This is a genomic window from Streptomyces flavofungini (assembly GCF_041028215.1).
GTDB classification, from domain to species: domain Bacteria; phylum Actinomycetota; class Actinomycetes; order Streptomycetales; family Streptomycetaceae; genus Streptomyces; species Streptomyces flavofungini_B.
Genome location: NZ_JASKYR010000331.1, coordinates 1 through 9,335, shown reverse-complemented (window position 1 = coordinate 9,335; position 9,335 = coordinate 1). Strand labels below are relative to the sequence as shown.

The window sequence follows — 9,335 nt, the reverse complement described above, 5'->3', positions numbered from 1 at the left end:
CCCCATTAGGTTACGGGGCCCGGCCTCGGCTCCCTGACGCTGGCCCTTCTGGAGACCGCCTCCCACGTCACCGCCGTGGAGATCGACGACGTGCTCGCCGGGGCGCTGCCCGCGACCGTCAAGGCGCGCCTGCCGGCACAAGGAGGGCGCGCGCCTGGAGGACGACCGCGGGCAGCGGGACGAGGAGGCAGATGGCGCCGAGCAGGACGCCGTAGGTCCAGGGTCCCGCGGCGGTGGCGAGGCTCGCGGTGAGCGGGACGAGCAGCCAGGTCACGGCGGGGAGGGCCCGGGGGGCGCCCGCGCGGGCGGCGACCCTGGGGGCGGCGAGCGATCCGGCGAGACCGGCGGCGCCGGAGACGGCGAGGACGACGCCGAGGGAGAGCGCGCCGGTGCCGGAACGTTCCAGCGCGAAGACGGCGGCGTAGTACAGCGCCACGGCCACTCCGTTGACCAGGGCGATCCACACCAGCACGAGGCGCAGCAGCGGTTCGCGCCGCACCAGCCGCAGCCCGGCGGCGGCCTCGCGCAGCAGCCCGTCGCCGGAGGACTCCGCCGAGGCCTTCAGGTCGGTGCGCATGGCCCGTACGCAGCAGGCGGCGACGGCGTAGGAGAGTGCGTCGGCGACGAAGGGCAGGGCGCGGGAGAGCTGGTAGGCGGCGCCTCCGAAGGCGGGGCCCAGGATCAGCGCGCCCTGGTCGGCCGCGGCGAGCCGGGCGACGGCGCGGGGCTGGTCGTCGGGCGGGCAGACCAGGGCCACGGTGCCGCGCGACGCCGCCTCGTGGCACGCGGTGGCGAACCGTTCGACGAGGACGGCGCCGAGGAGGTGCGGGAGGGTGAGGTGTCCGAGGGCGAGCGTGAGAGCGACAGAGCCCATGGCGAGCGCGGAGACGGCGGCCGACCAGAACATGATCGTCTTACGGGCGCCCCGGTCGGCGGGGACGGCGGCGAGCGGCCCGAGCAGCAGCCCGGCGGCCAGCGAGAGTCCGGCCACGAGCCCGGCGGTCTGCGCGGAGTGGCCGAGACCGAGGAGCAGCAACGGCAGGACGACGCCGGATGCCTGGGTGCCGAGGGCGTCGGCGGCGTTGGCCCACCAGAAGAGGCGGAAATCGCGTGCGGACGTGCCGCCCGAGGGGGTGGAGGCGCCTTTGGAAGGGGTGGAACCGGAGGATGCGCGGCGGCCCCGGAACAGCCGGGGCCGCGGTAATCCACCACGGTGATCCGGCGTTCCCGCCTGCGTAAATGACTCCACGCACGTCCCCCACAAAGATGAAGTAGCTGTGCAGAGATGTGTAGAAAGTGAAACGAGCGGGATCGTAGCCAGCGCTCCGAGCGAGCTACAAGGTCGCGAAGCCCCTGGCCGAAAAGCGCGGTGCGGGGCGGGTCGGATGGTTGGCCTGATGTCGGCACCAAGGGGAGGCGTGGGTTCCGGGGCGGCCTGCGGGGTTGGTGTGACGTGAGTGACGAGTGTGACGCGAGGGGCGCCGACGAGGGCGTGCCAACGGCCGGGTCACACGGGGTCGCCGCGCACCGACGGGCCGTCAACACCCGTTGTGGTTCACCTGGTTGAGTCCCGCCTCAGGGGGGAGGATGGCCGGTTCCCACCGTGTCCACCGCCGGGGCACCGGCGTCCGGTTCGCTTCGCTCACCCCATCGAGCCGACCGCCGGAGGGAATTCGGTTGCCGGAACACGATGGAGGTGTATGCAATGGCCAACATGATCATTGAGGCGGCCGGTGCGCGAAGGCCGCTTGGACCAGCCCTCCGCGCCACGGGACGGCCGCCCGGCGAAGAGGAATCCGAGGGAGACGCCAGCACATGACCACACCCACCACACCGGCACCGCCGCCCCCGCCCGAGGGGACCGGCACCTCACCGGTCCGCATCGGTGTGCTGGCACCGCTGACCCCGCCGGGCTGGGCCGAGGCGGGCCGGCATCTGCTCGCCGGATGCGAACTGGCCGTCCGTGACATCAATGACAACGGTGGGATCGCCGGACGCCCGCTCGAACTCCTGGTCCGCGACACAGCGGCCGACCCGGACAAGGCCGCGGCGGCCGTTGCGGAGCTGGCCCGCAGCGGTGTGGCCGCGCTCGCCGGGGAGTATCACAGCGTCGTGGCCCGTACCGCCGCCGCCAGGGCCGACGCGCTCGGGCTGCCGTTCCTGTGCTCGTCGGCGGTGTTCGACGCGCTCACCGAGCGGCCGACCCCCTGGGTGGCGCGCCTGTGCCCCGCGCAGTCCCACGGCTGGCGGATCTACGCGGACTTCCTCCTCGACGCGGGCCACGACCACATCGCCGTGGCCACCCAGGCCGGTGCCTACTGGGCGGCGGGAACCCGCATCCTGCGGGAGCATCTCGCCCCGCACGGCGGTACCGTCACCGAACTCCACGCGAGCGCCCTCTCCCCCACCGCGCTCCGCGACGAGCTTGCCGACAGCGGTGCCACGGCGCTCCTTGTCCTGACCGGCCAGCCCGAGCCCGCCGTCTCCCTCGTCCGGGCGGTCCGCGGCGACCGGCGCCTGGCCGACGTCCTGATCGGCGCCCCGGCCGGTCAGCCGGAGTTCGCCGCGTGGGCAAGGCTCCTGGGCAGGGACGGCGCCGCGATCCCCTTCCTGCGCTACCTCCCGGAGCGGCTCACGCCCCTCGGCACACGGGTGGAGTCGGCCCTGCGCGAGCGGCTGTCCGAGGCGCCCTCCTTCGTGGCCTTCGAGGGGTACGACACCCTCACCGTCCTCGCCGGGGCACTCCGCGCCCACGGCGCGGACCGGACACCCCTCGCCGAGGCCTGGCCCCACCTCACCGTCGAAGGCACCCGAGGCACGATCCGGTTCTCCCGCACACCGGGCAGCCCCGTCTGGCAGTGGGCCTGGCCACCGGTCCAGGTCACCGACCGCGACCCGGCGGACCCGCAGCGCTTCCGGGTACTCAGGCAGGACGAGCACGAGCGGCCCGATGGACGCCGGTCCGCCCGGGGAAGGGGCATGAGCCGATGAGCCTGCGGCAGTACGAGTACGCCTTGGCCGTTGCCGAGGCCGGGTCCGTGACGGCGGCGGCGGAGGTGCTGCATGTGGCTCAGCCGTCGGTGTCCCAGCAGATCCGTGCCCTGGAGCGGGAACTCGGGGTGCGGCTGTTCGCCCGTACGCCGGGCGGGCTGGTGCCCACCGTGGTCGGCCGGGCGTTCCTGCGGGAGGCGGAGGTCGCCGTGAGCGCCGCGCGACGCGCGAGGGCGACGGCGCGGGCGGGCGCCGACGAGCTGGTGGGCGAGCTGGTGGTATCGGTGCAGATGGGCTTCGGGACACGCCAGTTGCCCGCCGCGCTGGGGGCGCTGCGGCGCCGGTTTCCGCGCCTGGAGGTCACCGTCTTCGAGGAGCCGAGCTCCGCCGAGCTGGAGCGGCTGGGGCGCCGGGGCGTGCTCGACCTCGCGCTGATGGCCGCGTGCGAGCAGACCCCCGACGACGCCCATCACCTCGGCGACGAGGAGTTCGTCGTGGTGCTCGCCGCCGGGCACCCGCGGCTCGCCGCCGAGCGGATCGAGCTGCGGGACCTGGCGGGCGAGGCCTGGGTGCGGTTCGACCGGGACTGCGCGCTCGACGGTGTACTGCTGAGCGTGCTGCGGGACAACGGCCCGGGCCCGGTCACGGCCGCCCGCGTCTCCCAGACGGCGACGGCCGTGCGCTGGGCCGCCCACGGCCTCGGGGCCACGCTCGTCCCGGCCTCCGCCGTGCCCCTCGGCCACGAGCACCTCGTACGACCGGTGTTCCCGCCCGTGTCCCAGCCCGTCATCGCCGTGCTCCGGCAGGCCGCGGGACCGGCGGAGACCGCCCTGCTGGAACTCCTGCGCAAGGAAACCTGGTCCGGGCCCGATTTCCTCTCATCCCTCCGGACACCTTGACCGCTCCGCTCCGGAATATCAGCGGAATAAGTCACATACTCCTGGAATCAGGCCCGGGGGAATTCACCGCCGTCCACGAAGATATTGCTTCCGGTCAGCCAGCCCGCATGGTCGGAAAGAAGGAACAGCACCGCGTCCGCGATGTCGTCGGGCTGCCCGTCGCGCCCCAGCGGAGGGCTCGTGTCGTCCTGGCCCGGCCCCGCGTCCAGGAGCGCCCACTGTTCCCGCGTCGCCTCGCCGCCGGGCGTCGCGGTCCTGCCGGGCGAGACGGTGTTGACCCGGATGCCGAACGGCGCCAGTTCCAGGGACAGCCCGCGGCTGTAGTTCTCAAGGGCGGCCTTCGCCGCCGTGTAGTGCAGGAACGGAGGCGCGGAGGTGGGGACCGCGGCCGAGGACACGTGCACGATCGCCCCCGAACGCCGCTCCCGCATCCCCGGCGCCAGCAGCGCGTCCAGCCGCACCGACGCCAGGTAGTTGAGGGCGAGCGCGTCCTCCCACTCCTCGTCGGAGATGGCCAGGGCGCCCTGGTGCGGCCGCGCCCCTCCCGCGTTGTGGACCACGAGGTCCACCCCGCCGAGCACCTTCCGCACGGCGGCGGCGAGCGCCCGCGCACCGGCCCGTGTCCGTACATCGGCCTCGACGAAGTGGGCCCCTTCGGGCACCGCGCCGGTCGCCGACCTGGCGGTCGTGAGCACCTGCGCGCCCGCCTCCAGAAGGCGGCGCACGACGGCCGCTCCGATCCCGCGGGAACCACCCGTCACCAGGGCCCGCGTTCCCGCGAATTCGTGTGCCGTCGTTCCCGGCTCGTTTACGACAGTGGTCATGCCACCGTTCCTCTCCCGTGTGTTTTCGCCTGCTCGGCGTAATGAGCGCTTCAACCGTAGATACGGAGCGGAAGGCGGGGCAAAGACGAAATATGAGCGGGCCCTATAGGAAACCCCTATAGGAAACCCCTGCGGGAATCCCCGGTGGGGAACTCAGGCAGGCCCCCGTCGCGACGTCCGGGGATGCGTGGCACGAGGTGCCGGGGGCACAGTGAGGGCATGACGATGACCCTTGGTGCCTTTGTTCTCGGCACTCCCGATCCGCCCGCGCTCGCCGACTTCTACCGTGCCCTGCTTGGCTGGCAGGAGGTGGAGCGCGGCCCGGAGTGGGTGCGCCTGCGGGCCCTTGAGGAGGAACGCCCCGGTCTCAGCTTCCAGTTGGAGACCGACCACACTCCCCCGGTCTGGCCGCAGCGGCCGGACGCCCAGCAGATGCAGGCCCATCTGGACCTCCAGGTCGACGACCTGGAGGCGGAGACCGGGCGGGCCTGCGCGCTCGGCGCGACGCTGGAGGACCACCAGCCACAGAAGGACGTACGCGTCCTGCGCGACCCGCATGGCCACCTGTTCTGCCTCTTCCTCCCGGGAGCCTGAGCGGCCCGGCGGCCCCGAGCCCTCCGTCGCGCGCGCCGCACGCACCACGGCGTACGCGGCGCTCTCCCGGCCGAGGTGGCGCAGACTGCGGACAAGTCCCGCTCGCGGTGGGAGGCTTGAGGGGACGGCCGCCGCCGCGCATGGGCGGCACGGCGGCGACCGGGCTGCGCGAGGGGCCGAGGCTCCCCCTCGGCCGGTTCCTCGCGCGAGGTGCCCTCTGGCGGCGATCGCGAGGGTTGCGGGTGTGCCTCGCGGGCTCGCACGGAGGGCGGAAGGCTGGAGCCGTGCTGTCGGCGGTGCGGCTCCAGCGCTCGACGGGCGTCAGCGGCTCGGGGTTCGGGAGCCTCGCGTCCGTCTCGAAGGGTAGAGGGCCGATCGTGATGATCGGAAGCCTCTTCTGATCAGGGGCGCCCCTACGTTGCCGACATCACACCGCACGTGACGCGACGGGGGCGCGCCGGATGTGTGGATAGCCTCGGGGAATGGATCTGCGACTCGCGGCGTACGCCGTGTGCGTCGAGAACGGACGGGTACTGCTCGCCCATGCCGTGCGGCCGGACGGTGCGAAGACCTGGACGCTGCCGGGCGGCAGGGTCGAGCACGCGGAGGACCCGTTCGACGCGGTGATCCGCGAGGTCGCCGAGGAGACCGGCCTCGACGCCGTGGTGGAGCGTCTCCTCGGCGTGGACTCACGGGTGATCCCCGCGGCCGAACGCCGTCGTCCCGGCAGCCCGGAGCTGCACAACGTCGGCGTCTTCTACCAGGTCCGCGTCACCGGCGGGCGGCTGCGCCCCGAGCCCAACGGCGACACCGCCGAGTCGGTGTGGACCCCCCTCCCCGATGTGGTCCGCCTCAGCCGCTCCTCGCTCGTGGACATCGGCCTCGCCCTGGCCGGGTCCGCCCCGCCCACCGGCCACGTCCCTCCCGTGCCGGTCGGCAGGCTCATCCGGCACTGACGCCGGGCGGGCGGTCTGTCAGGCGGTCCCATTCCAGGGCGCTGGAGCCCTCTCCGCGGCCGGTGGTGCGGGTGATGCCGTACCAGACGACGATGTGGCCGTCCGGGGTGCGGGTGCGGTTGTAGGCGGCGGAGACCTTGGTTCCGGCGCGCGGGACCTCCTCCTCGTGGACGAAGTAGGGCTGCCCCGCGTACGCCGGGCAGCGCGGGCACGAACTCCTGGGGCAGGGCGACGGTGGTGGCTCCGGGCACGGTGAAGACCAGGACCCGGGTGGTGCCGACGGCCAGCACGACGGGAAGGCCCTCCGCCGCGAACGAGGCGAGGATCGGCTCGATGGGCAGCGACAGGCTCTTGTTCACCTTCTGCGCGGCGACGAAGATGCCCGCGTAGTGCAGCGTCACCACCTGGCCCGCATCGTTGACCAGGACGCTGCCGGAGTCCCCGCCGTCGGAGACGTACACGGGCCTGCCGGGGCGCACGGCGACGTTGGGGTTGGGCCTGACGACGGTGACGTTGTTCCTCGCGATCCCGTCCTCGATGGTGTGCGTGGTGTCGATGGCCTCGACCACACCGCCGGTCAGCCGGGTCCGCGCGCCGCGCTTGCGCACCGCGTAACGGGCCGTCCTCACCTCGGCGTCGGTGATCGTGTGCGTCCCGGTGACCACCCCGATGTCGATGATCTCCTTGCGGTACTCCATCCCGGCGTCGAGCTGGATCAGCGCCGCGTCCCGTACGACGGTCAGCGGCCTGCCCGCCGCGTAGGTGCCGAACATGTGTGAACAGCACTTCGTGGGCCTCGACTTGGCCTCGGACTGCCCGGCCCGGGTGCTACCGGCGACGGCGTCCGGGCGGTTCTTCCCCTTGCCGACCACCACGTGGTAGTTGGTGAGCGCGTAGACCTTGTCCGGGTCGGTGGGGTGCAGCAGGAAGCAGCCGAGGGTCCCGGCGCCGACGCCGGTCAGGTCGCTCTGCACCCGGCCGCCGCCGATCAGCGGCCGGTAGCGCTCCTCGTCGGTGTCGTTGTCCGGCGTCAGCGGCGCCCCGGGCACGATGCCGGGAGGCGCCGCCGCCTGCACCGCGGGCGCGAGGACCTCCAGATGGCCCACGCCGAGCTCGCTCACGTCGATGGCGACGCCCTCGAAGTGGGTCGGCAGGATCTCTCCTGCCGCCAGTTCGGCCGGGGGCCGCTTGCGCTCGACGAAGACCTTCAGGACGAGCTCACCGGTGGGAGCACCGCCCCGTTCCCGCCCGCCGATGCCCACGCCGGTGACCCCGGGCAGCGTCATGAGCAGGTCGGCGGCCCGTTCTTTGACAGCACGAAGGCTCGCGTCACGCATGGCATCCCCCTTGCCCCGGTCCCGGGTACGCGCCTGCACACTCCCGGCGGGGCTGGACTGCGGAGCGTACCCCCGCCTCCGGGGGCAGTCACCGGGCCCGGCGGCCCGATGAGGCGAACTGGTCCCGGCCGGTGTCCGCCGGGGCTCGTCGCCGTATGAGGGCCCGTCAGCCTTCTGACGGGCCCTGCCGGGGCGGACATGCGTACGTCAGGCGGCGGGGCCGGGCCGTCCGGCGAGGTCGATGCTGAAGGTCACCCGGTCGAATCCGGGGCCGTCGTAGTCCGGCCGCACCGCCGACACGGTGAAGCCGAGCCGGGCGTGGAAGGACTGCGAGGCGGTGTTCTGCGGGCTGGTGACGCAGTGCACGTACCGGCGGCCGTGCGACCGCACGAGCGCGAAGAAGGAGTCGTAGAGGGCGCGTCCGACGCCCTGCCCGTGCAGGCGGGGGTCGACACCGGCGAAGTGCACGTAGGCGGACTCGGGGTCGGTCTGCGACAGGAAGCCGACCAGGAACGCGGCGAGCTCTCCGCGACCGTCGTCGCGCTCGACGACGAAGCTGGTGGTGGTGAAGTGCTGGAAGTACAACCGGGGCAGGAGCAGCGTGCGTTCCAGGGTTCCTCTCTCGCCCTTCAGCCCGCCCCACCACGTGTCGACGGCCGCGAGCACCGGAAGATGGTCGTCCTCGGCGAGCTGTCGTGCCGTCAGTCCAGAAGGAAGGTCATCGATCATCGACGCAGTCTGCCACCGGCGCCGGACACACCGCTACGCGTCGCCGGGCAGGCTCCTCAGCAGGGCGTCGATGGCGCGTTCCGTCGACGCGGCCATGTCCACCGCCGCCGGGTCGAGGAGCCACTGCACCTGAAGCCCGTCCATGACCGCGATGATCGCGTTGGCGGTGGCGGCGATGTCCAGGTGCCGCTCCACCTCCCCCAGTTCGCAGGCCTCGGCCAGCGCCTCGGCCACCAGGCCGCGCAGACCCGCGTAACGGGCACGGAAGTAGGACTGGGCGGGGTGGTCGTCAGTGACGCTCTCCGCCGAGAGCACCGTGTAGAGACGGACGATTCCCTCGCGTCGCGCGTTGCGGCGGGCCGTGTCGACCAGATGCCGCAGGAAGGCCAGGCCGCGCGGGCGCGCCGAGCCGAGGTCGGCGATGTCGGTGGCGTCCCGCAGGTCGAGGACCTCGGTCAGCAGATTGCTCTTGGAACGGAAGTAGTGCAGCACACCGGCCTGGGTCAGCCCGGCGCGGTCGGCGATCTCGGCCAGGGACGCCTTCCCGTACCCGCGCGCGGCGAAGATCTCCATGGCGATCCCGAGGATCTCGTCGTGGCGCTCCTGGGCGGCGGGGCTGCGCCCGCGCCGACCGCGTCCACCGGCCCGGGACGCGGTCGGTCCACCGGCCTGGGATCCGCTCGGCCCACCGGCCTGGGATGCGGTCGTCGCCGCCTTGTCCGTGCTCACCTGCCGGAGTCTAGGCGGGGCGTGATCGCCGCGAAAGAAGTTGCGCGCGAGTGCTTACTAAGTACTCAGTAAGCGTGCTTTCATGACGCCCGTGCCGCCACGCCGCCCCTGCGGCCACACGGCACATCTCACCCGCTCGCGCTCCACCCCCGTCGTTCGCGCCCCACCGCCATCGAAGGAGCCGCATCATGCGCGCACGCGCCCACACCCCGACCGCCGGTACCCGGACCGCCGCTGCCCGGCCCATACGCACGAGAGCCGCCAGGACGGCGGTCC

General features: G+C 73.0%; 8 protein-coding genes and 1 pseudogene. 5 read left to right on the top strand and 4 right to left on the bottom strand.

What is annotated here, in order from left to right:
• Positions 1-15: 15 nt before the first annotated feature.
• Positions 16-150, top strand: a pseudogene (locus AB8Z36_RS22335) (rRNA adenine N-6-methyltransferase family protein); the annotation flags it as partial.
• On the opposite strand, the gene AB8Z36_RS22330 reads toward AB8Z36_RS22335, so the two are convergent.
• Positions 119-1,249: an MFS transporter gene (locus tag AB8Z36_RS22330; RefSeq protein ID WP_369215137.1), complete on the bottom strand. Its 1,131-nt coding sequence runs from the start codon at positions 1,247-1,249 to the stop codon at positions 119-121. The pseudogene AB8Z36_RS22335 and the gene AB8Z36_RS22330 sit on opposite strands and share 32 nt — an antisense overlap.
• A 566-nt stretch (positions 1,250-1,815) precedes the next feature.
• On the opposite strand from AB8Z36_RS22330, the gene AB8Z36_RS22325 reads away from it, so the two are divergent.
• Both AB8Z36_RS22325 and AB8Z36_RS22320 read left to right on the top strand, forming a co-directional pair.
• On the top strand, positions 1,816-2,991 hold the full coding sequence (locus tag AB8Z36_RS22325; protein WP_369215136.1) for an ABC transporter substrate-binding protein: 1,176 nt from the start codon (positions 1,816-1,818) through the stop codon (positions 2,989-2,991).
• Positions 2,988-3,890 (top strand): LysR family transcriptional regulator, encoded by a 903-nt coding sequence (locus AB8Z36_RS22320; RefSeq protein WP_369215135.1) that lies wholly within the window; start codon positions 2,988-2,990, stop codon positions 3,888-3,890. The genes AB8Z36_RS22325 and AB8Z36_RS22320 overlap by 4 nt, the downstream gene beginning before the upstream one ends.
• Positions 3,891-3,937: 47 nt before the next feature.
• On the opposite strand, the gene AB8Z36_RS22315 is transcribed toward AB8Z36_RS22320, so the two are convergent.
• Complete coding sequence (locus AB8Z36_RS22315) at positions 3,938-4,714, bottom strand: oxidoreductase (RefSeq protein ID WP_369215134.1); 777 nt, start codon at positions 4,712-4,714, stop codon at positions 3,938-3,940.
• A 219-nt stretch (positions 4,715-4,933) separates the two neighbouring features.
• Between AB8Z36_RS22315 and AB8Z36_RS22310 the strand changes: the two genes are divergently transcribed.
• Positions 4,934-5,308, top strand: a complete 375-nt coding sequence (locus AB8Z36_RS22310; RefSeq protein WP_369215133.1) for a VOC family protein — start codon at positions 4,934-4,936, stop codon at positions 5,306-5,308.
• A 482-nt stretch (positions 5,309-5,790) separates the two neighbouring features.
• The gene (locus AB8Z36_RS22305; protein WP_369215132.1) at positions 5,791-6,264 is read left to right on the top strand and encodes an NUDIX hydrolase; all 474 of its coding nucleotides are present in this window, start codon (positions 5,791-5,793) and stop codon (positions 6,262-6,264) included.
• 1,544 nt (positions 6,265-7,808) lie between these two features.
• On the opposite strand, the gene AB8Z36_RS22300 is transcribed toward AB8Z36_RS22305, so the two are convergent.
• On the bottom strand, positions 7,809-8,330 hold the full coding sequence (locus AB8Z36_RS22300; RefSeq protein WP_369215131.1) for a GNAT family N-acetyltransferase: 522 nt from the start codon (positions 8,328-8,330) through the stop codon (positions 7,809-7,811).
• 33 nt (positions 8,331-8,363) lie between these two features.
• Positions 8,364-8,909: a TetR family transcriptional regulator gene (locus AB8Z36_RS22295; RefSeq protein ID WP_369215138.1), complete on the bottom strand. Its 546-nt coding sequence runs from the start codon at positions 8,907-8,909 to the stop codon at positions 8,364-8,366.
• Positions 8,910-9,335: the final 426 nt, after the last annotated feature.

Bases quoted from the DNA above. Each gene is read 5' to 3' on its own strand.
- AB8Z36_RS22300 (WP_369215131.1), bottom strand. From the start codon at position 8,330: ATGATCGATGACCTTCCTTCTGGACTGACGGCACGACAGCTCGCCGAG.
- AB8Z36_RS22325 (WP_369215136.1), top strand. From the start codon at position 1,816: ATGACCACACCCACCACACCGGCACCGCCGCCCCCGCCCGAGGGGACC.
- AB8Z36_RS22320 (WP_369215135.1), top strand. From the start codon at position 2,988: ATGAGCCTGCGGCAGTACGAGTACGCCTTGGCCGTTGCCGAGGCCGGG.
- AB8Z36_RS22305 (WP_369215132.1), top strand. From the start codon at position 5,791: ATGGATCTGCGACTCGCGGCGTACGCCGTGTGCGTCGAGAACGGACGG.
- AB8Z36_RS22315 (WP_369215134.1), bottom strand. From the start codon at position 4,714: ATGACCACTGTCGTAAACGAGCCGGGAACGACGGCACACGAATTCGCG.
- AB8Z36_RS22310 (WP_369215133.1), top strand. From the start codon at position 4,934: ATGACGATGACCCTTGGTGCCTTTGTTCTCGGCACTCCCGATCCGCCC.